This is a genomic window from Thiorhodococcus fuscus, from assembly GCF_042682685.1.
Classification (GTDB): Bacteria; Pseudomonadota; Gammaproteobacteria; order Chromatiales; family Chromatiaceae; genus Imhoffiella; species Imhoffiella fuscus.
On the sequence record NZ_JBHUHX010000010.1, the window covers coordinates 76119 to 99601 of the forward strand.

Genomic DNA, 23483 nt, shown 5'->3' on the forward strand with positions numbered 1-23483 from the left:
GGCAACGATGCGCTCCGCGAGCGACCTTCCCTTTCGGGCGAGCATCGGATCACGAAAACACATTGAAATTCATCGCTTTATAAAATACACGACGCGTCTTTGGGATCAATACATGATCGTTGCGAAGGCTCGACCAGAGAAGCGACCCTTCAGAAATCGCGACGCCCCGCGAAGGCCAGAGCCAGGGTGCCACCATCCACGGATTCCAGCTCACCGCCCAGAGGCACGCCCTGAGCAATCCGGGTAACCCGAACCCCATGGCTCGCGGCGCGATCGGCGATGAATTGCCCGGTCACCGTCCCTTCGACGGTAGGACTGACCGCGAGGATCAGCTCAGCAACCGACTCGTCCCTGAGCCGGGTCTCCAGCAGATCCAGTCCAAGTTCGCCGGGACCGATTCCATCCAGGGGGGACAGGCGTCCACCCAGGACGAAATAGAGACCACGATACTCGGCGGCCTGCTCGATAGCCACCACCTGCGAGGGTTGTTCGACCACGCAGACCAAGGAGGCATCGCGCTGCACATTGGCGCAGATCGCGCAAACCTCGTGCTCGGTCAAGGTTCGGCAGCGTCGGCAGCGACCGATACGCTCCATGGCCTCGGCCATGACACGCGCAAGCCGGAGTCCACCCTCGCGATCGCGCTCCAACAGATGGAAGGCGATCCGCTGGGCGGATTTCGGACCGACACCGGGCAGACAACGCAAGGCGCCAGTCAATTGATTGAGAAGCGAGCGCTCCGCCACGGCGATCCGATGACGCGGATGATTCAGCGTATCGGAATCAGTCGGCACATCAGAACGGAAGCTTCATTCCGGGAGGCAGCGGCAGCCCAGAGGTCAGCTCGGACATGCTCTCCTTGGCCTTCTCGGCGACACGCTGGGCGGCCGCGTTGCTCGCCGCCACGATCAGGTCCTCCAGCATCTCCTTGTCGTCACCCATCAGCGAGGGATCGATTTCGACCCGCTTCATCTGATGCTGACCATTCATGGTCACCTTGACCATGCCGCCGCCAGCCTCGCCCACGACCTCTTCCTGCGCCAGACGCGCCTGCGCCTGCTGCATCTCTTCCTGCATCTTCTGGGCTTGCTTCAACAAACCACCAAGTCCTGCCTTCATAGCGACCTACCTCTGAGTGAGAAATCCGGGCAGTCAAGCCCGCAATACCTCGGCCGTTCCGGCCAAGGCAAATGGAAAACCGGTTCACCAAATACGCCATCGAGGATAACGGTGACGCGCAGCGGAAAGAAGCCGAGCGGCTCAGACATTCGGAACGATACTGCCAGGGACCCACTCGGCCTCGAATGTCTCACGCAGCTGCGCGGCATGGGAATCGCCCTCCATGGACTGGAGCGCCGCGCGCTGGCGCTCCCCGGCCTCGCGCACCCGGCGCTGGGCCAGCGTCTCCTGCTGCGGTCGCACGACCTGAATGTCGAGCTTAAGGGGAGCGCCGAGAAGACGCGCGAGCGCCTCGCGCAGCCGCGATTCGGCGCTGGCGACCCGCAGATGCTCGGCAGCCGGATCCAGGCTCAACACCAGGCACCCCTGCCCCCACTCGACGAATCCGCAATTGTGCGCAAGCTGACCCGAGATCCCGCCCAAAGAAAGACGGCCCACGAGTTGCTGCCAGTCGGCCGGCGATGCCAGACTGGGCGTATCGGAGCCAGTGCCGGCCGAAGCCTCGCTCGGCTTGGCAACCGACCCAGACGTCTCGCGAACCCCCATCTGACGCGACATCGGGTCCGCAACGCGGCGCGTCGTCCCTGAATCCTTGCCGGAAACCGCCGATTGAGCGCCGGCCAACGGCGAGGGGCCAGATCCGCGCGCCGACGAGCGCACCGAAACCGCTGGCGCCAGCTCGGCACCCTGCCCTTGAACGGCATCCGAAGGACGAAAGGCCAAGGCGCGCAACAGAACCATCTCGAAACCGGTTCTCGGATCGGGCGCCAAGGGAAGATCGGCCTGCCCGGTCAAGGCGACCTGATAATAGAGCTGAAGATCCTCCGGCGACACGCGACCGGCCAACCCTGCAAGCCGATCCCGATCTGGATCGTCGGGCGGCAGCAGATCTGGCACCTGCTGGACCAGGGCCAGACGATGCAGCAGGGTGAGCAGTTCGCGCAACAGCTCGGCGAAATCGGGCGTCAGGGCCGCAACCCGCTCAACCTCGGTCAACAGACGCGCCGCGTCCGCATCGACCAGTGCGTCGACCAGATCCAAGGCCAGATCGCCGCTGACGGTGCCGAGCATCGTCCTCACCTCATCCTCCACCACGCGACCACCGCCGAAGGCGATCGCCTGATCGAGCAGACTGAGCGCATCGCGCATGCTGCCGTCGGCGGCGCGGGCGATCAGGGGCAGCGCGGTGGCCTCGAACGCCAACCCCTCGGTCTGGAGCACGAAGCTCAGACGCTCGCGAATCTCGTCGGGGAGCAGGCGGCGCAGATTGAACTGGAGACAACGCGACAAGACCGTCACCGGAATCTTCTGAGGATCGGTCGTGGCCAGCAGGAACTTCACATGCGGCGGCGGCTCCTCCAGCGTCTTGAGGAGCGCATTGAAGCTGTGCGAGGAAAACATGTGCACCTCGTCGATCAGGTACACCTTGAAGCGTCCGCGCGCCGGGGCATAGGGGACGTTGTCGAGCAGATCGCGGGTCTGATCCACCTTGGTGCGCGAGGCCGCGTCCACCTCCAGCAGATCGACGAAGCGCCCGCTATCGATCTCGCGACAGGCCGAGCAGACACCGCAGGGATGCGAGCCGATGCCCTGCTCGCAATTCAGTGCCTTGGACAGAATACGGGCGAGCGTGGTCTTGCCGACACCACGGGTACCGGTGAAGAGATAGGCGTGATGGAGCTGATCGCGATCGAGCGCATTGGACAGGGCTCGCACGACATGCTGCTGCCCGACCATGTCGTCGAACGATCTGGGGCGCCATTTGCGGGCCAGCACCTGATAGGACATGCGCGAGGTCGATTCGGCCGTATCTAATGAGAAGAGTAAGCGCGAGAACCGAGTCTAGGTCGGCGAAAAACGCCCAACCCGCCGCGCCCGGCTCGGATCATCCGCCACACGGCCGCGCAAATTCGGATTTGGGGCGGCAGCCCGCACCAGCCACACCCCGGCACACGATTCAACCGCTGCGGCTGCTCCCTTCCGGGCCTGACCGGGTTCACGGCGTCACGTTGCGAGGGGACCGGCGCAAGCCACCATAACGCATTGGCAGCGGCAAAGCCGGAGAACAGCGCGAGAGGTTAACAAAGAGCGCGAAGGAAGACAAACGTCTTATCTCTCCCACCGTCCATGTTGGCATCGTGACGCAACCGCGTGCGACATCCCGGCTACCTGTACCATTAGGGATAACCCCCTGCGCGTCGCTCGAAGCGCCGAGCCAAAACCGCCGTTCGCGACCGGCACCCTATCCAGCGAAGAGGCCCATGAACCGACTCGATCAACTCGCCACTGCGCCGCTACTTATCTTGGCACTCTGCTTCTGCGCCCAATCCCACGCCGACCCGTCCGCCCAAACCGATCTCTGGGAACAGACGCGGGAAACGGCGACCGATTGGTGGCAACGCTCCAGAGATTTCGCCTCCCAGACCGCCAACGACGCGCGCCGGATGCTCGGCCCGAAGGACGATTTCGGCCATGTGTGGGAAGAGGCGGTTCCTCGACTCGAAGATGCACTGGAGCTGGAGCAACGTCAGGCCCAGTTGCCCGAAAGCACCTGGCTCGGCGCCGACCAGCGCTCGAACCAGACCGAAATCGACGCGCTCCTGGACGAAGCCGTCGAGATTCTCTCGGTGTCTCCGGCACTGCGCTATCGTGATCGTATTCAGGCGCTCCAGGGCGAGATCGAGCGACTTCGCGCCGAAATCGCCGCGTACCGACAGAAGCGGGTCGCGGCGCCAACCGAATCCGCGATCCAGAAGACGGTCGCCGACTACGACCGGCTGATCGAGAGCCGCGAGCAGGAAATCACGACCAAGAACGCCGAGATCGAGGACCTCAAGCGCCGTTTCGCCGAGGAACTGCGCGGCAAGGGGTTAGAGCTCGGCGACGAACAGGTCGCCTTTCTGCTGACCACCGTCGTCGGCGACAACATGGTCGACCTCGGCATCCTGTTCGACAACGTCAAATCCATGACCGCCGAGCTGGAGGGGCTGGTCGCCGAAAGCGACGAGAATCTGGAGAGTGCGCGCCGTTACTACGGGCTCTATGTGGTTCTGCTCAAGGCGTTGCGGCGCATGCACATCCAGATCGAAGAATCGGTGTCCGAGGAATATCTCCCCCAGATCGATTCGATCATCCGCCAGGCCCAGACGCTTTCCGGCGAGACGCGCGAGCTGATGCACACCTCGCCCGACAAGCGCGACCTGCTCAGCGCCAACCTCGAGGCCCAACAGGCCACCATCGAGGCCGCCCAGATGTATCGTCGCTATCTGGAGGATCAGGCCAGACAGGTCGAGCAGGCCCGCCTGGAGCTGGAAAAGGACATCGCGACGGCCTGGAACACCTACGAGACCGTGCGCGTCTCGGGCGAGCTGGTCGGATTGGTCAAATCCAGCCAACAGCTGCTCGAAGGGCTCATGAACCGTCAGGTCCCGGCGCTACGCCCCTTCGCGAATCTGCAGATGCAGCGCGAGTTCGAGAAGCTGACCCAGCAGTTACGCACCGAGCAGTGACGATCGATAGGGATCGCTCAAGGCCGATAGGGATAGGGTTCGGCCCGGCCGAGCGCCGTATAGCCGAACACGATATCGCCCGTGGTGCCGTCTTCGAGACCGATCCGACCGATCCCATTACGCCCATCGTGATCGAGGATGATGTCCGCCCAGCCGCTGCGACCGTCGCTGCAATAGACGTCGAAGAGCGCATCGTTCGACACGGTGAAGGCATCATAGCGACCGCGGCAATCGGTTCGGCCGTTGGAGACATCGAAGCTCGCCTTGAGCAGGGTCGTTCGGTAATCGCCGATATAGACCTCTCCGCCCATCATGACCGCGAACGGACCCGCCGTGGAGCGGTCTCCCGGCTCCTCGTTGGGACGCGGGCGCTCGAAATAGTCCAGGACCTCGCTCATGCAGGCCGAGTAGTCCTCCAGGTCCAGATGCCGACACAGCCGCTTACCGTACTCGTCAGGGGAGATCGACGTGCTGATTCCGCCCACATGATTCGGCGGCACGAGCGCGCAACCCGCAAGCCAACTGGACATACCGGCGATGACGACCAATCGAAACATAGGCTTTCTCCGCTTAGCCTTATGGAGCGAACGGGTATGGAGTTTACATGCATCCGAGTTCGCAGTGTGCTCAAGGATCGCCGAACGTGCACAATAGGCGGAATTGCCGCTACAGTTCGGGCGAAACGACACCGGAGCGCACCGCGCATACCCGACCGAACAGGATCGATGGTTGGACAGGAGCGATACAGATGAGACCACTGAATCTTTGTCTAGGAAGTCCCAATCCGGCCATCCGGAGCACCGGAATCGGTTTGGGTATCACCATTTTCACACTCGCGCTCGGTGGCTGCGCCAAGCCGCTGGTGCTGGATGCGACCCTGCCGCAACAATTCGCCGAGATCGCCTGCGTAGAGGACTGCCGGGTGACCAAGGAGCATTGCAACGAGGATGCGCGCTACGACTACAGCCAATGCCAGGCCGGCTACGACGCCTCCTTCAAGAATTACCGCTGGTGCCTCGCCTCCGCCTACGACACCAAGACATGCGGCTACCCTGGCTGGCCCTGCGCCGAGAACCTCTACGGCTACTGCAGCAACCGCTATCAGGAGTGTGCCCAGGCCTGCCGCAACGGCGGATAGCCTCGCGCCCTACGACCGGGGCACCGGTCAATGCACCGTGCACACCATGCAGGGATCGAACGAGCGCACGATGTGCTGGACCGACACCGGCGTGCGCTCTCCCGGCCTGACCGGTGCCCCCACCAGCGCCTGCTCCAAGGCACCAGGAACCCGATCGCGATCCCGAGGCGAGAAGTTCCAGGTGGTCGGCGCGACGATCTGATAGTTGAGGATGCGACCGTTACGCACCCGCAGCCAATGGCCGAGACTGCCGCGCGCCGCCTCGATCAAACCGACGCCCTGCGTCTCTTCCGGAAGCCGACCCGAGACACAGAAGGGTTCGCCCGGACAGAGCTGACGCACCCACTCCTCCATAGCGATCAGCAATCGGGCGGACTCGATCAGGCGGGCGATGACCCGGTTGGCGACATTGCCGCCCGAATGGCCGACCAGCTCGCGCACCAGCGACTGACCATCGATCAACTGGCGCGCCAATGCGCCAACCTCGATGACCTGCCCGTTCAGGCGCGGGGCCTTGCACCAGCTGTAGGCGCCGGCCTTCTCCATCAGCGGCAGCATGCTCCCGGCGCTCGGATGCAGGGGTTCGGCCCCACCGAGCATCCAGCTGTGACTCAAATCCTCGGTGATGGCCGCCACGTCCAGATCCTGAGCCCCATCGGACCAGACCCCTCGCCGAAACAGGCGCGACTCGCCGAGCGGAAACCCGCCGAAACTCATGAAGCGATCGGTCGCCCGCCCCAGCCGATCGAGCCCCAAGCGATCCGCAACCGCGAGAAACCAACGCAGATCGCCCGTCTCCGACGGCGCCTGATCGCGCCATTCCAGCAACGCGCGACGACTGGACAGACCGGCGATCGTCTCCAGCCGGTCACCGAAGGTCCGCTCTTCGAGGAAACGGCGGAATCCAGCGAGGATCATCAGCAGACGCACCCGCTCCTGCGGCTGAACGGCACGCGTGGAGCCACCGGGCTGGAGACTCAGACTGTGCGGCCACTTCCCGGCAAGAACGCCCATGAGATGCAGCAATCTGGCGCGTGCTGCGGTGAACTCCTGCGCGGCGACCCCGGAGCCGGCGCGAAAACGCTCGGCGAGCGCCGGATACCAGGACTCGCCCGCATAGGTCTCGCGGGCGAAGTCGGGCATGAAGAAGAGATAGAAATGGGTGAGGTGGTCGGCAAGATTTTCGCAGGCCAGAATGAGATTCACCGCCAGCTCGCCGTTCGGCGGCATCGAGAGCCCTTGCGCCTGAGCCAGTGCGGACGCGGCGGCCACCGACTGGGAGACCGAACAGATCCCGCAGATCCTCGGCACGATCACCAGGCTGTCGAGTGGATCCTTCCCCTGCAGGATCTGCTCGAACCCGCGATAGAGCGGCGAGACCACATGGGCCTCGCGCACCTGTCCGTCGACGACATCCAGCCGGACCTCCAGATCGCCCTCGACCCGATTGAAGGGTCCGACCACGAGTCGAGCCATGCCTCAGTCGCCCCCTGCGAGGCGTTCGCCCGTAAAGCGCATCCGCATCTCGCTAACGCTGCCGGGGATGACGAACCGACGGCGGGACCACCAGATGATCCGCCGTGGCATTGAGCCGCAACCGCTGCGGTGTCGCGGCCTTCGAGAGCGAAGCCAGGGCGACGAACCAGGCCTTGGGCATGTCCGTCGGCAGGCCGATCGGAATCCCGGCCACCGAAGGGGTCTGCTGGAAGCCGTGACCCGGCTCCTCGAACTCGGGCGCGGTGCAGTTGATGCAGGCATAGCCGCCCCGCGTGCAGGAACCCTGACCATTCCACAAACGCGTGTTGCAGTCGGCATGCGCCTGCGTGCCGAGACAACCGAGGTGCTCCATCAGACAGCCCAAATCCGAGTGTTCCAACGCGCTGGCCTTGTACTCGTAGAACTCGTTGCGGGGACAGCCGTGATGGACCAGGTGATCGTAGAACATGCGTGGACGCTGGTAGGGATCCAGATCCGCTTCGGCCAACGCACCCAGAGCCAGAGCCGCCAGGGTCTCGCCGACCCAGTCGGGATGGATGGGGCAGCCGGCGATGTTGACGACCGGCAGGCCGCCCGCAGCTCGGAAATCGGCGCCCAACAGCCCGCCGGGATGCACGCCCTCGTACTGCAAGCCGCAGGCATCCGTGGGATTGTCAGCGCCGGCGGTAATCCCGCCGTAGGCCGCACAGGTTCCCATGGCAACCACGCAACCGGCACGTGCGGCCAAAGATCGCACCCAATCGATCATGGGGCGGTTGGTTCCGGACAGCAGATGAAAGCGCCCGCTGCCATTCGGTCCGCGCAACAGGGCGCCCTCGACGCACAGCAGGTCGAGCGGCTCATCGCCCCGCTCCAGGCGCTCCAGGCGCGACACGACCTCGTCGCCGCTCGCCTCGCTCAGCGAGGGATGCCAGATGAGATGCAATCCGGCAGCGTCGAACAGACCCGGCAGCTCGGGCGACTCGGCGTTGAGCAGCGACATGCTGCAGCCGCCGCAACCGCCGGACTGGAGCCAGAGCACGCCGAGCGGGGCGCTCACAGCGGCAGCTCCATGGTGAAGCGAGCGCCGCCCTCGGAACGGTTGTCGACACTCAAACGCCCACCATGATCGGTGACGATGCCGTAGCTGATGGACAAGCCCAGCCCCGTGCCCTGCCCGACCGGCTTGGTGGTGAAGAAGGGGTCGAACACCTTGAGCAAACCGTCCTCCGAGAGACCGGGACCGTTGTCCTCGATGGTGAGCCGCACCCAGTCGCGCCGGGAGATACCGCTCTCCGCCAGGGCCTCGCGCTCGAACCGGATGAGACGGATCCCGATCTCGGGATCGGGCGTCTGCTGCAGCGCGTCCACCGCGTTCTGCACCAGATTCATCGCCACCTGATGGATCTGTCCGGCATGGCCGCAGAGATCGAGACGGTCCGGCAGCTCCAGGTCGAGCCGCACCCCGAACCGTTTGCCCTTGGTGACCCACTGGACAGCGGTCTGAACCACGCGAACCAGATCGAAGGGCGCGCGTTCGCCCTGCTGACCGCCGGAGAAGCATCGCAGATCATGGACCACGTCCCGCACCCGCTCGGCGCCTTCGAGGGTTCCCTTGATCAGCGGATCCAGATCGTCGAGCAAGCGCTGGATGCGCAGCTCCTCCTTGAGCGCCTTGAGACTCTCGGGCGGATCGGAGGCATCCACCGCGTCGCAAAAGGCGCGCAGCCGTTCGCGATAGCGACTGAGCACATGGACATTACCATAGACGAAGCTGATGGGATTGTTGAGTTCGTGCGCGACCCCGGCGACCAGACGCCCCAGCGAGGCCATCTTTTCGGCGCTGACCAGCTGTTGCTGGGCCTGCTTGAGCTCGTCGTGGGCCTGGTTCAGCGCCTTGTAGGCGCGCTGCAGCTCGCCCACCGGACGGCCGATCAGCACCATCCCCACCAGTCGACCGCGAGGATCGTAGCGGGAGGTGCAGTTGACGGCCAGCGGCACCTCTTCGTGCTCGCCGCGCAAAACCAGCTCGCAATCGTAGACCGCGTGATCGCGAATCTTCTCGACGAAACCGCTGGCCAGATCCAAGCACTCGGCGGTGAGGAGCGACTGGAAGGGACGCCCGATCAAGGCCGATTCCGACTGACCCGACAGGCTTTCCAATGCCGGATTGACCTCCTCGATACGTCCGTTGATGTCGCAGACGATGAGAACGTCGGTCATCGAGGCCAGCACGCTCGAAATGAACTGATGGGCCGTTTCGAGCGCGCTGTTCTTCTCCTCCAGCTCGACCTGATACCGCACCAGATCGGCATAGGTCTCGTCCATCTTGTGGATGACCTCGATCCAGAGCGCATCCTGGCGATTGTCGAGACCATCTGCCGGATCGGACAGACCGAGGCCGCCATCGGCGTCATTCGTCACCGAGTCCGAATCGTAGCGAGAATCGTGCATCGTAGGATTCATCGGAGCCACCGAAATTGATGCGTCGGCCGGATCGAAGATCACCCTTTGGCGCTATGGAACCGAACCGGGACGGCCCTTGGCTCGATCACCATGGCGCCATGCCGCCACCTTCACGAAGCGCGGCGCCAGGTCGTTCCCTGCGGACCGTCGTCGAGCTGGACACCGGCATCGGCGAGCTCCTTGCGGATGCGGTCGGCCGCTGCCCAGTCCCTGTCTGCGCGCGCCTGGGTCCGCTCTTGGATCAGCGCATCGATCCGCGCGTCACTGAGACCATCCTCGGTCGAACTCGGGCCGCCACGCAGATAGACCTCTGCATCGCTCTGAAGGATCCCCAGCATCTCGCCCAATCGACGCAGCTCGGCACCCAAGGCCGCCGCGCGCTCGATGTCGGCCGGACGCACCCGGTTGATCTCGCGCACCAGATCGAAAAGCACTGCCAGCGCGACCGGCGTGTTGAAGTCGTCATCCATGGCGGCGTTGAAACGCTCGCGATAGGTCTCGCCGAATGCCGGCTCGACCTCTGGAAGCCCGCGCAGGGCCGTGTAGAAACGAGTCAGCGCGCCACGCGCGTTCTGCAGGTTCTCGTCGTCGTAGTTGAGCGGGCTGCGGTACTGGCTGGTGAGGATGAAATAGCGCACCTCCTCGGCCTGATACCGCTGCAGGATCTCGCGCACGGTGAAGAAGTTGCCCAGCGACTTGGACATCTTCTCCTCGTTGACCCGCACGAAACCATTGTGCATCCAGACGTTGACGAAGGTCTCGCCGGTCGCACCCTCGGACTGGGCGATCTCGTTCTCGTGATGCGGAAACTGCAAATCGGCCCCGCCACCGTGGATATCGAAATGATTACCCAGACAGCAGGTGCTCATGGCGGAACATTCGATATGCCACCCCGGACGCCCCATCCCCCAAGGCGACTCCCAGGCCGGCTCGCCCGGCTTGGCCGACTTCCAGAGGGCGAAGTCGAGCGGGTCGCGCTTGGACTCGCCGATCTCGACCCGCGCACCGGCGCGCAGATCCTGCGGATCCTTGCCCGAGAGCTTGCCATACCCGGCGAACTGGCCGACGGCATAGTAGACGTCGCCATTGTCGGCGACATAGGCCATGCCCTTGTCGACCAGGGTCTCGACCATGGCCAAGATCTCGGACATATGCCCGGTCGCACGCGGCTCCTGGGTCGGCGGCAGCACGCCGAGTGCCTCGGCATCCTCGCGCATGGCCTGGATGAAACGCTCGGTCAGCTCGGTGAAGCGCTCGCCGTTCTCGGCGGCGCGGCGGATGATCTTGTCGTCGATGTCGGTGATGTTGCGGACATAGGTCACCTCGTAGCCGAGCGCGCGCAGGTAACGATAGACAACGTCGAACACCACCATCACCCGTGCGTGCCCCAGGTGACAGTAGTCGTAGACGGTCATGCCGCACACGTACATGCGCACCTTTCCGGGCTCGATCGGCGTGAAGACATCTTTCTGGCGGGTCAAACTATTATGGATCTGCAGCATGGGCACGAATTCTTGGCAATGAGGGCGAACATCGAATGCATCATGGTAGCAAAGCCCCGGGCGAGCCGCTCCGCGCCTTTCCACCGTCGAGCAAAGTCCTTACCATGGGCGGTCATCAATCACCACGAGCAGGCACGATTCGTGACTACGGCGTGTCGACGCTCAAGCCCGGAACCATCTCCATGATCAAACTCACCACCAATCACGGCGACATCCTGATCGAACTGGACACCGAGAAGGCCCCCAAGACCTGCGCCAACTTCGAGCAATACGTCCGCGACGGCCACTACGACGGCACCCTTTTCCATCGGGTGATCTCCGGCTTCATGATCCAGGGCGGCGGCATGACCGCCGACTTCAACCAGAAGCCAACCCGCAGCCCCATCGAGAACGAGGCCAAAAACGGACTCAAGAACGAGACCGGCACCATCGCCATGGCCCGCACCATGGCACCGCACTCGGCCTCCTCGCAGTTCTTCATCAACGTCTCGAACAACGATTTCCTGGACTATCCAGGCCAGGACGGCTGGGGCTACTGCGTGTTCGGCCGTGTTGTGGAAGGCATGGAGACGGTGGACGCCATCAAGGCCGTCAAAACCGGCAACCGTCACGGCCACCAAGACGTCCCGGTCGAGGACGTCATCATCGAGAAGGCCGAGATCGTCGACTGAACCAAGCGTCGCACGCAACCGTCCCCGGACGGTTGCGGCACATGAGGCGAAATCTGACGCCTGGCGGCTCTCAGAGCAAAAAGAGCGTCGCCAGCCCAAGGAAGATGAAGAACCCACCCGAATCGGTCAGCGCCGTGATGAGCACCGAGCTGCCGAGCGCCGGATCCCGCCCGAGGCGCTGACGAATCAGCGGAATGAGTACCCCGGCCGTCGCGGCCAACAGCAGATTGAGCGTCATGGCAGCGGTCATCACCAGACCGAGATAGGGGTCGCGATAGAGCCACCAGGCCAGCACCCCGACCACGCCACCCCAGACGAGACCGTTGATGAGCGCGACGCCGACCTCCTTCCTCAACAGACGCCACATGCCGGACGGCTCGACCTGCCCCATGGCCAGGGCGCGCACGATCATGGTGATCGCCTGATTGCCGGCATTGCCGCCGATCCCGGCGACGATCGGCATCAACGCGGCCAAGGCGACCAATTCCTCGATCGAGTCATGAAATAGGTCGATAACCCGAGAGGCGAGAAAGGCCGTCACCAGATTGATCGCCAGCCAGGCCCAGCGGTTCTTCACCGATTGGATGACGGAGGCAAAGATGTCCTCTTCCTCGCGCAGACCGGCATGGCTGAGGATCTCGGCCTCCGATTCCTCGCGAATCTGATCGACCATGTCGGCGATGGTGACGCGCGCGATCAGGCGGCGCTCGTCGTCGATCACGGGCACAGAGACCAGGTCGTAACGCTCGAAGGCATTGGCAGCGGCGTTGGCGTCGTCATCCGGGCCGAAGGTCACCAGCGAGCGCGACTTCATGACCTGCCCCACCTGTTTCTCCGGCTCATTGATAAGCAGCGATTCGAGCGTCAGAACACCATGAAGCCGATCATCGCGATCGATGACGAAGAGCTTGTCGGTATGATCCGGCAACGCCTCGAAACGACGCAGATAACGCAGCACCACCTCCAGCGTGACGTCCTCGCGCACCGTCACCATGTCAAAGTCCATCAGGGCGCCGACCGTACCCTCCGGGTAGGACATGGCCGCCCGTACCTGCTCCTGCTCCTTCTGATCCAACGAATCGAGCACGTCCTGGATGATCTCGGACGGCAGTTCGGGGGCCAGATCGGCCAGTTCGTCGGCATCGAGCGACTCGGCCACGGCCTTGAGCTCGTCCGGATCCATGGTCCGAAGCAGCGTGGCGCGCACCGCGTCCGAGACCTCCAGGAGGATCTCGCCATCCTTGTCCGCGCGCACCATATCCCAGACGAACCAGCGGTCCGCAAGCGGCAGCGCCTCCAGGATGCGAGCGATATCGGCTGGATGCAGACGTTCGAGCTTGCGACTCAGGCGCGCCAGATTCTGCTTATGGGTGATGGTCTCGACCAGCGCCCGATGCGGCATGTTCTGGCGATGCTCCAGGCTCTCGACCAGCTGCTGACGCGCCAGCAGATCCTGAATATCGTGAAGATGTTGGTGAAAGGCATCCGGATCGCGCGGCTTCTGCTCGGTCATGGTCAGAGCACCAGGGCTGAGTCGATGGAATCGAGCCGCGCACTTTACGGACTTCGGTCCATCAATGCGAGACACGGGAACGCGAACAGGGGAATCAGCGGGCGACGAAGAAAGGATTGCCCAGATAACTGAGGACCGCGCCCTCTGGAACGATGCGCTCGACCCAGAAGCCCTCCCGGGTCTGCTCGCCCTCGCGATACCTGAGCGTATTGATCACCACGAAGCGCTTGGTCCGATCTTTATCGTAGACATGGGCGGTCATCAGATAAGCGGGGATCTGGGCCGCCTGCATGGCCGTCAGACGCAAGGTCGTCGGATCGCTCGGTATCCGGACTTTGGCTCGCCCCTTGGTCGACGGAGGAGGAATCCCCTGCTCGCGACGCACCTGCTGCTTGAACGCCTCGATATCCTGAACCAGATCGGGTGGCACCTGGGAACGCGACGCACGCTCGACCGGGGACGACGCGGACTCGAAATCGGACTCGGCCTCGAGTTGGCGCTGCAGCGCCTCTTCGAGATCGGCCCCGTAGGGATCGAACGCCTCGGAGCGTACCTGCTCGGTCGGCGCATTGCGACGGACGGGCGGACCCGAGACCACATCCGACACCTGACGCCGGGGTCCCGGCGCCTCGACCAGCGGAGTCGAAGGCAACGCCATCCCCCGATCGTCCAGATTGACTGGAACCCTATCCTGGACGCCCCGACCGGAGGTCCCCAAATTCACCGACGAAACGTCTGGCGGCACGCTGTCGGTCATCGGCCCGCCCACACCACTTGTAGACGAGGTCGGTGACCTGAAGGCCGCGTAGAGCGCGATGACCACCGCGAGGCTGGCGAGCCCGACCGCCAACAGCCCCCAATGGTTGGTCGGAGGCGGTTCCTTGTCCTCGGCAAAGAGGTCGCTCGAATCCAGGGTCGGAACCTGCCCAAGCTCTCGTTCCTGCTGGGATTTCCGGAGCGCCTCCAGGATGTAGCTCATGGCACCTCCACCTCCGCTGCCGCGTCCGACGTGTCGATCCTGTCGAGCCGAGGCACGCCGGGCATCTCGACGGCGTGATGCAGCTGGATCAGGGTTCGCGGCCCGGCCAATCCATCGGGCTGAAGCCCCTTCGACGACTGAAAGGTCTTCAGCGCCCCAACCAATGAGGCATCGTAGCGGCTCGACTCGCGATCCGGTACCTCGATTCCCGGGACCTGCGCCAACAGCTCGCGCAACCAGTGCACATCGTCCCCGGGAGACCCAGAGCCGATGACCGTGGTTCCACCCGGCGGCGTCTGCCAGAGCAGGATGTAGTCGCCGCTCCAGATGCGCTCCAACCCCTCGACGGGGATGCGCCGGGGACCGTCGGGAAGCACGACCACGGCCTCCCGCGCACCCAGTGCGGTGAGCACGAGGAAGCGCGCGTCCGCGCCGGATCCGTTGAGCCGCATCAAGGCGGGCAGATCGAAGAAACGCACGTTACTGAGCTTGCCGGTCTCGCGCTGGCAACTCAAACCGAAACGCATCGCGCGCGCGCACGGATCCCCAGCGCCCAATTCATCGAGTTCGACCCCCCAGCGTTTCAGCAGCAACAGCATGGCCTGGGATTCGCTCAAGGACAGACGACCGAGGGTCGCGCCCAATTGATCGGGCGCGAAGTCGGCCAAGGGGATCTCGGGCGGCTCAGAAGCAACTGGCTCGCTAGACGTTCCAGCGCCAGCCTCGACCGACGTCGAGGACGCAGAGGAAGATTCCGGCGCCGAAGGTTCCTTCACTCCCTCCGACAGGGTCGCGGCGGCGGGAACATCCTCGGCCGTGATGGAATCCGAAGACGCGACACCGGGCCACCCGACTTCGCGCTCGACCCAGGCGAGGATGCGCTCGGGGTCGCCATTGGTGAGATAGAAGGTCCCCAGGCCGATACCCAGCGCCAGCACGAACGAGATCGAGGCCAGCATGACGAGACGGCCGATCGATAGGGTCGGCTTAGCGTCCGATTCGCCATGCACCTCGCGTGCGGCCTTGGCTGTAATCGACGGTGTCACCTGGGAGGATCGCGTCACGCAAGCGCCCAGCAACGCGCGATCGCAAAGGATGTTGATGAGGCGCGGGATACCGCCGGAATAGCGATAGATAAGCCGGATGGCGCCAGCCGTGAAGAGAGGACGGTCCACACCGCCGACCGCCACACGGTGACGAATGTAGTCGCCAGTTTCCTTGAGGCTGAAGGGGTTAAGATGGAAGCGGGCGGTGATGCGCTGGTTGAGCTGACGCAAGCGATCGCTTTCCAGCATGCGCCGCAGCTCCGGCTGGCCGATCAGAAAGATCTGCAGCAGCTTGTGCTTGGTCGTCTCCAGGTTGGTCAGGAGGCGGATCTGCTCCATCACTTGGGGCCGGAGGTTCTGCGCCTCATCGATGATGAGCACCGGGCGATGACCGCGACCGTGCGCCTCCAGAAGATACTGGTTCAGCCGATCGACCAGCACCTTGTTCGACAGCTGTCCCGAGGGCAGCGAAACACGAAACTCATCGCAGATGCTGCACAGCAGTTCGTTGGCGCTCTGAGCCGAATTCAGAATCAGGGCCACATCGACGCCGTCGGGCAACTGTTCCAGAAAGGCCCGGCACACGGTCGTCTTGCCAGTACCGACCTCACCCGTCAGCAGCACGAACCCGCCGCCCTCGCCCGCTCCGTAGAGCAGATGCGCGAGCGCCTCTCTGTGCTGCTCGCTCAGATAGAGGTATTGAGGATCGGGGGCGATGGAGAAACTGGGCTCTTTGAGCCCGAAGTATTTCGGATACACGCTGGCTACTCGGCGAAGTTCAACGACGCCATCGCCGCATCATGGATCTGCGGAACCTCTGTCGGCGGCAGTCAGGAGAGAATTCTTTCTTAAGGAATCGCAGGATCTGCTCCGGCATCCCCGGACCAGCGGCAGATTAGCCAGGAGGAGGCCTGAGCGTCAAGAACTCCTCGCAGCGAAGAGCGCGACCTAGCGTAAACGGAGCACGCAAAACAAAAAGCACTCGCAACAGTATCAGGTAGCTGCGAACTCAAGGATACGTTGCCGATTGACGTACTCAGTTACCTCAACGCCGGTGTCTTCCAAACGCCCCACGATATCAGTGAAGGCACGCTGACGCCGTTCATCCTTATCCTCTGGGCCACTTACAGTAAACAAGACGTTTTCGGGCAGTCTGGCGCGATGTTTCAGCTCGTTCACGCGAAACAGCCAAGCGGCACCGTGTTCCATGATTTTGCTCGGCTGACCTTGGGCGAGATGCAGGGGCTTGATGGCTTTGACTGGTTTCTGATCGATCTGCTCGACAAAAGGAAAGGTCGCCTGATAGTCCTCGTCACCGATGGTCAAGCGCTGAAAGCGATCGCCAATCCGGGCATTGTTCAGCCATTTGCGCACCCCATCTTCCAAGATCGTTTCCTGGTACTGCTTCGTCACGAAGCTCCGCTCAACATAAAATGAGAATAGTTCCTGCAATTTCTCCTCGGGATCGTCGGTAAGCACGACACCAGGATCGCTAAAGCGGAGGATGCTTTCGCGAGGACGTACAATTTCAGAAAAGAGTTGCTTTGCAAATTCGATGTCGTTGGCGCTTCTGCGCCGATCGAATCCATTCGCCTTCAGCACCCAATGAATTCTCTCCAATTCATCTTTGAGCGCATGAATGGCTTCGCGATAGAGTTTGGAGTCCAATTCCTCGAAAAAACCGGCAATTCTCTTGTAGCGGCGGGCTTGTAGCCTGAATCCGAAGAAGCGAACCTTAGACGCCATGAGTAGGATGCCAACATTCGCAAATTCGCCCGTCTCCACATAGGGGGCAAAACGTATGATGGCGTATTGGCAGGCGACCTTGCTCATGGTGTCGTCCAGAAATCGTCGTGATCGTGTTTCTTAAGTAATTGATGGGCGGCGTCCAAGTCAAAATCCACCGGCACAGTCATCTCAGGGTCGGCGAACAGCCATGCCTCGGGGATCGCGGCGCATATCTCGGGCCAATCAGCGAGCGCTGAGGCGAAGCGAAGATTGTAGTCATGGCGCTTCAGCATGTCATCGAAGAGGTGGAGCCGCTGAGCGGCAAATACATGGCAATCCAAAAAATTATCAGGTTCGAAATCAGAATCAAATGCCTGGTTGTGGTCGATAACGACCAGCTCACGCGAAGCTGGACGCCAAAAAAGATTGGGATTGCCACCCCGCTCGGTCAGGAGTCGATCGCCGTTATGAACCCACCAGTCAAAAGCCAACACGTCTTGCTGAATCTCGTCTGGAATCTCCCGAACGGCTGAGACCGCCAGCTCCATGGCTTCCTGCCATTGCGACCCAAAGACCGGCCCCGCTCCCAGGTCTGCAAGCATGAGGCCACCATCCGCCTCAATGAGTTCTGCCGGCACGTCTAGGATGCGGAAAGGGGCAACTGGCAGCCCAAGGGCCACGCCCAGCTTGCCCGCGATCCATTCACAGATCTGACTGCGGCGGCCAGCACCAACGCCCTTGACGAAGTAGACCTCGCCGTCTTCGCACCGGCAGATGAAAGGGCGCGTCACCCCCTGCGCGGAGCGACGTAGGACCTCGACGATTTGCAGCCTCATGAAATGTTGGCTCGACTGGATTCGCTCACAGCCCCCCCTGGAATGCGCGGTCGAAAATGGCGGGCAGGAGGGTGTCGATCTCGTTATAGATGTCGATGTGAGTCTGCCCAATCCTATCGATTTCGAGCATCTGCCTCCTTTGCTGCTCGCTCAGATAGAGGTATTGAGGATCTGGGGCGATGGAGAAACTGGGCTCTTTGAGCCCGAAGTATTTCGGATACACGCTGGCTACTCGGCGAAGTTCAACGACGCCATCGCCGCATCATGGATCTGCGGAACCTGTATCGGCGGCAGTCAGGAGAGGTGAATGCTTAAGAGATCGCGGAACCTGCTCCGGCGTCCCCATACCAGCGCGAGATTAGCCAGGAGGAGCGTCGAGCGTCAAGAACACTTCGCGAAGAGCGCACCCTATCGCGAACGGGCCGCGCAAAACAAAAAGGGCTTAACCTTGCGGCTAAGCCCTTCTCTTTATTGGTGGGTCGTGTAGGATTCGAACCTACGACCGATGGATTAAGAGTCCACTGCTCTACCAACTGAGCTAACGACCCGATCTTTCAATTACGCCGTCCGATATATCATCAGGACAACGCTTTCAGCACATGGGGTGGGCGATGGGGATCGAACCCACGACCACAGGAATCACAATCCTGCGCTCTACCAACTGAGCTACACCCACCATAAAACTCTATCATCCCTGTACGGTGCATTATACCGTAATCATTCGTTCGCCGAAACGTCTTCGTTGCATCCATCACACTTGAAGACGTGCCATCATCACGAAGCGATCCGCCTCGCCGGTCCGCTGTCGAGACGATGCCTTTGGCGCGCCCGGCAGGACTCGAACCTGCGACCCACGGCTTAGAAGGCCGTTGCTCTATCCAGCTGAGCTACGAGCGCTGAATCTGGGTTCCGCGCCAGCGTCACGCTGAAGCGCATTTCGCTCATGGTCGGCGTTTGGTCGGGGTAGAGGGATTCGAACCCCCGACATCCTGCTCCCAAAGCAGGCGCGCTACCAGACTGCGCTATACCCCGGCTTCGGACGCGGCGCGTTTCAAAGCAACCCCGAATCGAAGAGCGGGCACTATACGCAACAGGCCAGCAGCCGTCAACCCACGATCGATTTTTTCTTTACGGCGCAGCATCCACCGGTCGGCACGTTTTCATCCCACTCGGCGCCTGGCTATGATGCGCTATTCGTTCCGCAAAACAGGATCAACATGAACGCAGCCATTCTCGACGGCAAATCCATCGCCGCTGAAATCCGCCAAGACATCAAGAGCCGAGTCGACGCCCTCCTGGCCAGCGGCAAACGCTCGCCGGGGCTCGCCGTGGTCTTGGTCGGCGCCAATCCGGCCTCTCAGGTCTACGTCCGCAACAAACGCAAGGCCTGCGCCGAGGTCGGCTTCCATTCGGAGCTGCACGAACTGCCCGAGACCATCACACAGGACGCATTGCTCTCGCTGATCGACCAACTCAACGCAGACCCGGCGATCGACGGCATCCTGGTTCAACTGCCCCTGCCCGCGCACCTGGACGAGAACGCCGTCACCGAGCGCATCTCACCGACCAAGGACGTCGATGGGTTCCATCCCTATAACGTCGGCCGACTGGTGCTGCGCATGCCACTGCTGCGGCCCTGCACGCCCAAGGGCGTCATGACCATGCTCGCGCGCACCGGTCGCGAACTCGCGGGGCTCGACGCGCTCGTCATCGGACAATCCAACATCGTCGGCCGCCCCATGGCGCTGGAACTCCTCGCCGCGCGCTGTACCGTCACCATCTGCCACAGCCGGACCAAGGACCTCGCCGACAAAGCACGCGCGGCGGACATTCTGGTCGCCGCCGTCGGCCGACCCGAGTTCGTCCCGGGCGACTGGGTCAAGGACGGCGCCATCGTCATCGATGTCGGCATCAACCGCACGCCGGAAGGCAAGCTGATCGGAGACGTCGACTTCGCGGCCTGCGCCGAGCGCGCCTCCTGGATAACCCCAGTGCCAGGCGGCGTCGGCCCCATGACCATCGCCAGCCTGCTGGAAAACACCCTTCAAGCCGCCGAACTGCACGCACAGGCGCACTGATCGCCCTAGCAAAACCGCATAGAGACCGGGGGGACCGAGCTGCCCCCGATCTCACCGATCCGCCGGATACCGCCACACCAAAAGCCGCCACCATGATCGACACCTTCACCGTCTGGGCGCTTGCCCATCAAGCCAAGATCCTCTGGATGGCCGGGCTATCGGTGGCCCTCTGTCTCGCGTCCCTGGCATCCCTGCCCTTCATCGTGGCTCGGATACCCGAGGACTATTTCTGCGACCGCGAGCACCAACGGACTCGCAAACGCCTCCATCGACTGCTTCATTACGGCATTCTGGCGCTCAAGAATCTCACAGGGGGGATTCTGATCCTTGCGGGAATCGCGATGCTGGTACTCCCTGGACAGGGCCTGCTCACGATCATCATGGGAATTATCCTGAGCGATTTTCCAGGCAAATTCGCGTTGGAGCGCAGACTGGCAAGCAACCCGCGAATCCTCGGCGGCATCAATTGGCTGCGCAAAAAAGGCGGGAGCGCCCCATTGATCGCGCCCGACTGCGGACAGCAGAAATCGCACGCAAGCGAACGACCTTGACCAAATAGGCAAGCGGATTGCTCAAGCGGGGATTAAAGGGAAATAAGAGGGGGGGATACGAATAGATGGCGGAGAGGGAGGGACTCTCAATTTTCAGACCGACGATCCCAGTAACCTTGCGTATAAAGGGATAGAAGGTAATATGTGTGGGTGAAACGTGTGGGTCAACACGCAAGGATCCCCAACAATGTACCTCGAAAAACGCCGCCGCAAATGGTATGCACTCCAGGAAATCCCCCCGAATCTCCGGGAGGCAATGGGAGGGAAGAAACGACTCGTCGTGAGCTTGAAGACAGAGGACGAACAGGAAGCCAAGCGACGCGCAGCCCTCTGTGAAGTGAGATGGCATCGGGAACTCGCCAAGGCCAAGAACTCGAACATCGATCCTCTGGAACAAGAGAGGGAATACTGGCGCCAAGCGTTCGATGCCTGCTCATCAGACTTCGAGCGAGAGATACTGAGCAGCATTCTGCAAGATAAGCTCGACAACCAACTTGAGCGTGCAGCCCGACAGCAGGGTTACACCGGCAACGATCTCAGCGATCTTCCCGAGGCGGATGAAGCCATCCGAACCTACAAGATCGCCACAGGAAAGATCACCAAAACCGACAGCTACATTGACGACTGGCTCGCCACCAAGGACAACATCCAGCCCAAGACAGAAAGGATGTACCGCTCGGATCTGGAGCGGCTGGCGCGGAAGTTCGCCTATCTTCAAGACATCAACAAGGCTGATGTGACTTCCTGGATCGCCAAAGACCTCCTTCAACAGGAGGGGATGAACCGGAAGACTTTGGACCGGCTTCTCCCAGCCTACCGGGGTTACTGGAAATACCTGCAAGACATCGGCAAGGTGCCAGACGACGTGGAGCCTTTCACCAAGCTATCCGTCCAGCAGAACGGCTCCAAATCTGTCCGCCCACGCGACAAACGAAAGGACTACACCCCGGACGAAGTCTTCCAGTTACTGGAGGCAGCATCCCCCAAGGACACCCCATTGGCCGATCTGATTCGCCTTGGCATGTGGACCGGAGCCAGAATCAGCGAGCTGTGCGGTCTCAAGGTCGAGCAAGTCCACCTGGACGCGCCCTTCCCTTTCTTCAGGATCGAGGACTCAAAAACCGCCGCAGGTATCCGAACCGTCCCAGTTCACCCAGAGCTGAAGGAGACCTTGGAGCGTTTGACGAAGTCATCTGACGATGGATACGTCCTGTCAGGGCTCACACCCGACAAATACGGGGATCGCTCAAACGCTATCGGCAAACGGTTCGGACGGCTGAAGAAGAAACTGGGCTTCACCAGCCAGCATGGATTCCACTCCTTCCGCCACACCGTGATCACACGGCTGTTGAACGCCGATGTCCAGCAATCGGTCGTTGCCTCGATCGTGGGACACGACTCGGCTGACAGCGTCACCTTGGGCGTCTATCACAAAGGCTTCAACTTGGAGCGACAGACTCACGCCATCATGGCTCTGGACTACCCGAGACCAAGTACGTCGAGCTGAAGGTAGTGTGCCCGCGCTTTGGCGGGGATGGCAGATACCGCCTGGACGGCTGCCGCCCCCGCCCTACTCCTCTATATAGATGGAGGCTGACCCGACGAGAGCCACGAGTGTTTTGCCGCAAAAATCTGAATGCCCTTCCTAATCCGGCCGGTTGGATCATCCCCCCCTCTACCCCCAGGGCGTTCCCTGCCATGCGCGATGATTCACCGTGCCCACCCCTCGGTATGCATCTGACCGCATCGCTCCGCTTCACCTCATCGCCTGCCCCAGGCTGGGATCGTCGACAGACAGCCGGGCATCCATCGACTGCCTCTGCCTGCTACTGGTCCTCTTCCTCCTCATGCCCAACCCCGCCAGGTTGATGCACAGGCAGACGCCGATCCGCTCTCTCCATCCTCATTCATCACACCGGATCCCGTCCGCGCCGACAGGAGCGATTGGCTGTCGACACCACAGCAACCCGAAGCAGTGTCTCAATAGGGCAAGCCCTAGTGGGAACCACCGAAGCCCTCGGCATCGCGTCTCACATGAGTGGTTATTGCGTTTTGAGACAATCCGTCTCATGATATATAAGATCCTTATGAGACAGCCGACCCAGGAGAGACACCCATGCTTGTCGGATACGCCCGCAGTAGCACCATCGACCAAGTCGCCAGCATCGAGAGCCAGGAGCGCGAGCTAAGGGCAGCCGGATGCGAGGAGGTCTACATCGAGCAGGTCAGCTCGGTGGATCTCGTGAGACGGGAGCGGTTCGAGGAAGCGGTCAAGTTCTGCCGCAAGGGGGATGTCCTGGTCTGCACCAAGCTGGATCGGCTGGCCAGATCGGTCCCACACCTCGTCGAGATCCAGCAGCGACTGGAGGCCAAGGGAGTGGCACTGAAGATCCTGGACATGGGACTGGACACCAGCACGGCTCAGGGTCGGCTCATGTTCAACATCGTCGGCAGCATCGCCCAGTTCGAGCGGGAGATCATGCTGGAGCGCCAGCGGGAAGGCATCGCCAAGGCCAAGGCCGAGGGCAAGTACAAGGGCAGGAAGCCGACAGCCCGAGCCAAGGCCGAAGAGGTCCGCAAGCTGGCCGCTGAAGGCATGGGAGCGACAGCCATTGCCAGCCAGCTCGGAATCGGCAGAGCGAGTGTCTACCGGATTCTCGGGGATTGAGCCTGGCGGGCCAAGAGAGGAGCGAGAGCGCCGCTCTGGCCCCGCGAGAAGCCCATGAAGACGACCGGAGCCTGACCGAAGGGGATTGCTGACCGAGGTTGCGGGCGGCTCAGAAGCCCTTCTGGGCTGTCCTGGTCATGCAT

Annotated in this window: 21 protein-coding genes, 4 tRNA genes and 1 other RNA gene; 7 read left to right on the forward strand and 19 right to left on the reverse strand. The window is 62.2% G+C overall.

Translation table 11 applies throughout. From position 1 onward, the window contains the following. Nucleotides 1–149: 149 nt before the first annotated feature. The 4 genes from recR to ffs all read right to left on the reverse strand — a co-directional run bounded on the left by recR (nucleotide 150) and on the right by ffs (nucleotide 3205). Nucleotides 150–746, reverse strand: coding sequence for a recombination mediator RecR (gene recR / locus ACFSJC_RS05465; RefSeq protein ID WP_386024484.1), 597 nt, complete (start codon nucleotides 744–746; stop codon nucleotides 150–152). Nucleotides 747–795: 49 nt separating this feature from the next. Continuing rightward, complete coding sequence (locus ACFSJC_RS05470) at nucleotides 796–1119, reverse strand: YbaB/EbfC family nucleoid-associated protein (protein ID WP_386024333.1); 324 nt, start codon at nucleotides 1117–1119, stop codon at nucleotides 796–798. A gap of 141 nt (nucleotides 1120–1260) precedes the next feature. Next, nucleotides 1261–2967: a DNA polymerase III subunit gamma/tau gene (gene dnaX, locus ACFSJC_RS05475; protein WP_386024336.1), complete on the reverse strand. Its 1707-nt coding sequence runs from the start codon at nucleotides 2965–2967 to the stop codon at nucleotides 1261–1263. Nucleotides 2968–3108: 141 nt separating this feature from the next. Next, nucleotides 3109–3205, reverse strand: an RNA gene (ffs, locus tag ACFSJC_RS05480) — signal recognition particle sRNA small type. A 235-nt stretch (nucleotides 3206–3440) separates the two neighbouring features. Here ffs and ACFSJC_RS05485 point away from each other — a divergent pair. Then, entirely contained in the window at nucleotides 3441–4688 is a 1248-nt protein-coding gene (locus ACFSJC_RS05485) for a hypothetical protein (protein ID WP_386024339.1), read from the forward strand. A gap of 17 nt (nucleotides 4689–4705) precedes the next feature. On the opposite strand, the gene ACFSJC_RS05490 is transcribed toward ACFSJC_RS05485, so the two are convergent. Beyond that, complete coding sequence (locus ACFSJC_RS05490; RefSeq protein ID WP_386024342.1) at nucleotides 4706–5245, reverse strand: hypothetical protein; 540 nt, start codon at nucleotides 5243–5245, stop codon at nucleotides 4706–4708. A 191-nt stretch (nucleotides 5246–5436) separates the two neighbouring features. On the opposite strand from ACFSJC_RS05490, the gene ACFSJC_RS05495 reads away from it, so the two are divergent. Then, entirely contained in the window at nucleotides 5437–5826 is a 390-nt protein-coding gene (locus tag ACFSJC_RS05495) for a hypothetical protein (RefSeq protein ID WP_386024344.1), read from the forward strand. A gap of 27 nt (nucleotides 5827–5853) precedes the next feature. Here ACFSJC_RS05495 and ACFSJC_RS05500 read toward each other — a convergent pair whose 3' ends face one another. From ACFSJC_RS05500 to cysS, 4 genes are all read right to left on the reverse strand, one after another. Then, nucleotides 5854–7302 carry a nickel-dependent hydrogenase large subunit gene (locus tag ACFSJC_RS05500; RefSeq protein WP_386024346.1) on the reverse strand — a complete coding sequence of 483 codons (1449 nt, stop codon included), beginning with the start codon at nucleotides 7300–7302 and terminating at the stop codon, nucleotides 5854–5856. 52 nt (nucleotides 7303–7354) lie between these two features. Next, on the reverse strand, nucleotides 7355–8362 hold the full coding sequence (locus ACFSJC_RS05505) for an NADH-quinone oxidoreductase subunit B family protein (protein WP_386024349.1): 1008 nt from the start codon (nucleotides 8360–8362) through the stop codon (nucleotides 7355–7357). Further along, nucleotides 8359–9756 (reverse strand): PAS domain-containing sensor histidine kinase, encoded by a 1398-nt coding sequence (locus ACFSJC_RS05510; protein ID WP_386024352.1) that lies wholly within the window; start codon nucleotides 9754–9756, stop codon nucleotides 8359–8361. Before ACFSJC_RS05510 ends, ACFSJC_RS05505 begins: the two co-directional genes overlap by 4 nt. Nucleotides 9757–9878: 122 nt before the next feature. Further along, a complete protein-coding gene (gene cysS, locus ACFSJC_RS05515; RefSeq protein WP_386024355.1) occupies nucleotides 9879–11270 on the reverse strand; it encodes a cysteine--tRNA ligase in 1392 nt (463 codons plus the stop codon). Between the two features lie 182 nt (nucleotides 11271–11452). Here cysS and ACFSJC_RS05520 point away from each other — a divergent pair, with 182 nt between their 5' ends. After that, nucleotides 11453–11941, forward strand: a complete 489-nt coding sequence (locus ACFSJC_RS05520) for a peptidylprolyl isomerase (protein WP_386024358.1) — start codon at nucleotides 11453–11455, stop codon at nucleotides 11939–11941. Nucleotides 11942–12011: 70 nt separating this feature from the next. On the opposite strand, the gene mgtE is transcribed toward ACFSJC_RS05520, so the two are convergent. The 10 genes from mgtE to ACFSJC_RS05570 form a co-directional block, all read right to left on the reverse strand. Further along, complete coding sequence (gene mgtE, locus ACFSJC_RS05525; protein ID WP_386024361.1) at nucleotides 12012–13454, reverse strand: magnesium transporter; 1443 nt, start codon at nucleotides 13452–13454, stop codon at nucleotides 12012–12014. A 94-nt stretch (nucleotides 13455–13548) separates the two neighbouring features. Beyond that, nucleotides 13549–14433, reverse strand: a complete 885-nt coding sequence (locus ACFSJC_RS05530; RefSeq protein WP_386024363.1) for a general secretion pathway protein GspB — start codon at nucleotides 14431–14433, stop codon at nucleotides 13549–13551. Continuing rightward, the gene (locus ACFSJC_RS05535) at nucleotides 14430–16238 is read right to left on the reverse strand and encodes an AAA family ATPase (protein ID WP_386024366.1); all 1809 of its coding nucleotides are present in this window, start codon (nucleotides 16236–16238) and stop codon (nucleotides 14430–14432) included. The genes ACFSJC_RS05530 and ACFSJC_RS05535 overlap by 4 nt, the downstream gene beginning before the upstream one ends. A 234-nt stretch (nucleotides 16239–16472) precedes the next feature. After that, a complete protein-coding gene (locus tag ACFSJC_RS05540) occupies nucleotides 16473–17312 on the reverse strand; it encodes a DUF3037 domain-containing protein (protein ID WP_386024369.1) in 840 nt (279 codons plus the stop codon). Further along, nucleotides 17309–18043, reverse strand: coding sequence for a HipA family kinase (locus ACFSJC_RS05545; RefSeq protein WP_386024372.1), 735 nt, complete (start codon nucleotides 18041–18043; stop codon nucleotides 17309–17311). The genes ACFSJC_RS05540 and ACFSJC_RS05545 overlap by 4 nt, the downstream gene beginning before the upstream one ends. Before the next feature lie 25 nt (nucleotides 18044–18068). Next, on the reverse strand, nucleotides 18069–18266 hold the full coding sequence (locus tag ACFSJC_RS05550) for a hypothetical protein (protein ID WP_386024375.1): 198 nt from the start codon (nucleotides 18264–18266) through the stop codon (nucleotides 18069–18071). A gap of 249 nt (nucleotides 18267–18515) precedes the next feature. Continuing rightward, nucleotides 18516–18591 (reverse strand) — tRNA-Lys (locus tag ACFSJC_RS05555). A gap of 52 nt (nucleotides 18592–18643) precedes the next feature. After that, nucleotides 18644–18719: transfer RNA gene (locus tag ACFSJC_RS05560), tRNA-His, on the reverse strand. 144 nt (nucleotides 18720–18863) lie between these two features. Then, nucleotides 18864–18940: transfer RNA gene (locus ACFSJC_RS05565), tRNA-Arg, on the reverse strand. A gap of 58 nt (nucleotides 18941–18998) precedes the next feature. Next, nucleotides 18999–19075: transfer RNA gene (locus ACFSJC_RS05570), tRNA-Pro, on the reverse strand. Between the two features lie 185 nt (nucleotides 19076–19260). Between ACFSJC_RS05570 and folD the strand changes: the two genes are divergently transcribed. From folD to ACFSJC_RS05590, 4 genes are all read left to right on the forward strand, one after another. Further along, nucleotides 19261–20121, forward strand: a complete 861-nt coding sequence (folD, locus tag ACFSJC_RS05575) for a bifunctional methylenetetrahydrofolate dehydrogenase/methenyltetrahydrofolate cyclohydrolase FolD (RefSeq protein ID WP_386024378.1) — start codon at nucleotides 19261–19263, stop codon at nucleotides 20119–20121. Nucleotides 20122–20213: 92 nt separating this feature from the next. Beyond that, on the forward strand, nucleotides 20214–20672 hold the full coding sequence (locus tag ACFSJC_RS05580; RefSeq protein ID WP_386024381.1) for a PGPGW domain-containing protein: 459 nt from the start codon (nucleotides 20214–20216) through the stop codon (nucleotides 20670–20672). Nucleotides 20673–20859: 187 nt separating this feature from the next. Beyond that, nucleotides 20860–22179, forward strand: coding sequence for a tyrosine-type recombinase/integrase (locus ACFSJC_RS05585; protein ID WP_386024384.1), 1320 nt, complete (start codon nucleotides 20860–20862; stop codon nucleotides 22177–22179). A 609-nt stretch (nucleotides 22180–22788) separates the two neighbouring features. Further along, entirely contained in the window at nucleotides 22789–23340 is a 552-nt protein-coding gene (locus ACFSJC_RS05590; protein ID WP_386024387.1) for a recombinase family protein, read from the forward strand. The last annotated feature ends 143 nt before the right edge of the window (nucleotides 23341–23483 follow it).

Bases quoted from the DNA above. Each gene is read 5' to 3' on its own strand.
- ACFSJC_RS05520 (WP_386024358.1), top strand. From the start codon at position 11,453: ATGATCAAACTCACCACCAATCACGGCGACATCCTGATCGAACTGGAC.
- ACFSJC_RS05580 (WP_386024381.1), top strand. From the start codon at position 20,214: ATGATCGACACCTTCACCGTCTGGGCGCTTGCCCATCAAGCCAAGATC.
- ACFSJC_RS05470 (WP_386024333.1), bottom strand. From the start codon at position 1,119: ATGAAGGCAGGACTTGGTGGTTTGTTGAAGCAAGCCCAGAAGATGCAG.
- mgtE (WP_386024361.1), bottom strand. From the start codon at position 13,454: ATGACCGAGCAGAAGCCGCGCGATCCGGATGCCTTTCACCAACATCTT.
- ACFSJC_RS05585 (WP_386024384.1), top strand. From the start codon at position 20,860: ATGTACCTCGAAAAACGCCGCCGCAAATGGTATGCACTCCAGGAAATC.
- ACFSJC_RS05500 (WP_386024346.1), bottom strand. From the start codon at position 7,302: ATGGCTCGACTCGTGGTCGGACCCTTCAATCGGGTCGAGGGCGATCTG.
- ACFSJC_RS05545 (WP_386024372.1), bottom strand. From the start codon at position 18,043: ATGAGGCTGCAAATCGTCGAGGTCCTACGTCGCTCCGCGCAGGGGGTG.
- ACFSJC_RS05540 (WP_386024369.1), bottom strand. From the start codon at position 17,312: ATGAGCAAGGTCGCCTGCCAATACGCCATCATACGTTTTGCCCCCTAT.
- ACFSJC_RS05590 (WP_386024387.1), top strand. From the start codon at position 22,789: ATGCTTGTCGGATACGCCCGCAGTAGCACCATCGACCAAGTCGCCAGC.
- dnaX (WP_386024336.1), bottom strand. From the start codon at position 2,967: ATGTCCTATCAGGTGCTGGCCCGCAAATGGCGCCCCAGATCGTTCGAC.
- ACFSJC_RS05490 (WP_386024342.1), bottom strand. From the start codon at position 5,245: ATGTTTCGATTGGTCGTCATCGCCGGTATGTCCAGTTGGCTTGCGGGT.
- ACFSJC_RS05510 (WP_386024352.1), bottom strand. From the start codon at position 9,756: ATGCACGATTCTCGCTACGATTCGGACTCGGTGACGAATGACGCCGAT.
- folD (WP_386024378.1), top strand. From the start codon at position 19,261: ATGAACGCAGCCATTCTCGACGGCAAATCCATCGCCGCTGAAATCCGC.
- cysS (WP_386024355.1), bottom strand. From the start codon at position 11,270: ATGCTGCAGATCCATAATAGTTTGACCCGCCAGAAAGATGTCTTCACG.
- ACFSJC_RS05485 (WP_386024339.1), top strand. From the start codon at position 3,441: ATGAACCGACTCGATCAACTCGCCACTGCGCCGCTACTTATCTTGGCA.
- ACFSJC_RS05530 (WP_386024363.1), bottom strand. From the start codon at position 14,433: ATGAGCTACATCCTGGAGGCGCTCCGGAAATCCCAGCAGGAACGAGAG.
- ACFSJC_RS05495 (WP_386024344.1), top strand. From the start codon at position 5,437: ATGAGACCACTGAATCTTTGTCTAGGAAGTCCCAATCCGGCCATCCGG.